The organism is uncultured Gimesia sp. (assembly GCF_937910335.1).
GTDB lineage: Bacteria > Planctomycetota > Planctomycetia > Planctomycetales > Planctomycetaceae > Gimesia.
On record NZ_CALEMX010000272.1, the window covers coordinates 1 to 1963 of the forward strand.

The following is a 1963-nucleotide window of genomic DNA, read 5'->3' on the forward strand; positions in this document are numbered from 1 at the left end:
TCATTCAACCTTATTATAAATCACAGGCATTTGTCCCTTCCATTGGTTCCAGGTCTCATCGTCTGTTATCAACTCAGCCATGAAATGGCCGACGTTGATGCGACTTGTCTGGCCTGAATTAAAAATCGCGCTTCGGATCGGCGAGGGATGAGCCGCATATTCGGTGGCTTCGTTTTCATTGAGTAATGCATCCGGTCGAACAGCGACCCACTCGGTGATCTCGTTTTTCTGGCCGATCTCGGTACGTAAATAATCCGCAGCCTTCTCGTTATCCAGGTGCGGGGGCAAGAGAAGTCGTAATAACCCGATCACACACTTTTGCGCAAACGAAACTTGTTCCGGAATATCGCGGTTGCTGTTTCCTGCCGTATTCATGAGGACAAACCGAACTGGTTTTCCCGTATGCGTCGCTTGAATGGCGTCACACAAACGACGCACGGTATCCGTCACCAGCAGTCGCGGCTTTCCAAAAATGCCCTTGAATGACAGCTGATGCCCCAAACAGGAAGCGACTGCAGCACAGCCACTGACATGCTGTGCCATCTCAGCATCAGTCAGTTCGGAAACACTGGCGTGTATTTCTGTAAAGCTAGCGTGATTCGTGATGAACTCATTAAACGAACCGGGGGTACGTACAATGGCTTTCACCTGCTTGCCTCGATGCAGCAATTGCTCCACCAGCCGCCGCCCCGTAGCGCCGCTGGCTCCCACGACTAGAGTCGTCATACGATTTCTTCCTTGAGAATGATCATTTTTGTGAATTATGACAGAAGCTTCATGCAGAACCCAGCCATCAGGGACTCTTATCCCCATCTTCGAGCTTGATCAATTTTCCATCTTTAACAAGACTCAACTTGGTACCCGGCGGGAACTTCAGTGTGGTAAACACCTCGGGCGGGATTTTCGGATCAAGTAAGACGCTTTTGACATCGTACTTGACCTGCCAGGATAGTTCCGGTCGCCCCTCCCGTTTGACAGTCATTGAGTAAAATCGATTGTAGTGTGCCTTGAGTGGAAACCAAACGCCAGACCGAACTTCCTGCCATTCATCGACGATGCCCTCCGCGATGGCTATGTCTTTTGAGTCGCGATAGCCATAGCTTAAAATTCGCACCGGAATCAGGTTCCGATCGCGGGCCAGCCAGAGTTCCCGTCGTGTACGAGGCGTTCCCTTCGGATCAAGAATTTCGATCCCAATTTTCGTACATTGCAGTCCCTGAAACTCTTCTAGGCCAAGTATCCGAACGTTACACACCCTGCCTTTACCCAAGTTGGATGGACCAGGAAACGCCCGGATCGCCTTGACTCCTTTGAGATAAGTAGAGAGCGGGACCTTCGGTCCTCCATTCTCCATCAGGAACATGTGAGGTCGGGCGAAATCAGGTAGACGTTGCAGTTTGTCGGAAACCTCACCATTGCTTGAGGTCTGTCGTTGACCTCCTTTCTTTTCAGCGACGACATCTTCTGTCCAGAAATGACGACAGGTCTTTCCGTCACATACAGTAATCCATGTTTTGGTTCCGACTTCCGTGTAGTTGGGTTTGGGTGGTTTCAGCGGTTGTATTCGTCCGCCTATGCCACCTTGAGTAATCACGCTGTAACGTCCTTTTGAGCGATCTTCCCGGCGGAACTTCAAACCCTGAACAATGAGTGAAGTCTGCGTCTCGTTTTGAATCGGTTTTGGCGCGTCGATTTGGAAAAAAGTGCCTTCGTCAGTCTTGGTACTGATTAGATTAAGTTTGAGGTTAGAATAGAACTTCTCATTTAGCTCGACTTCGCGAATCAGTTTTTGTACTTCACCAGACTGAGTGGACTGTATCTTCTGTTCGCCCCGTGCAGGCAGTGGAAATACAGCGCCAGCCAACAGCAAAACGGTGAAGCAAGTTAAATGAGTGAGTCGTTTCTCTTTCATCCCGCATTTCCCAGATGACTTCCCTCGCTTTGGCACGTAATTTGCGCCATA

Annotated in this window: 2 protein-coding genes; both read right to left on the reverse strand. The window is 49.8% G+C overall.

Annotated features, from left to right (window positions below; all coding sequences use genetic code 11):
* Positions 1-726: an NAD(P)-binding oxidoreductase gene (locus Q0668_RS11050; protein WP_298864266.1), complete on the reverse strand. Its 726-nt coding sequence runs from the start codon at positions 724-726 to the stop codon at positions 1-3.
* 67 nt (positions 727-793) lie between these two features.
* Positions 794-1963, reverse strand: a 1170-nt coding sequence (locus Q0668_RS11055; protein WP_298864269.1) for a hypothetical protein, incomplete at its 5' end; no start/stop codon positions are given.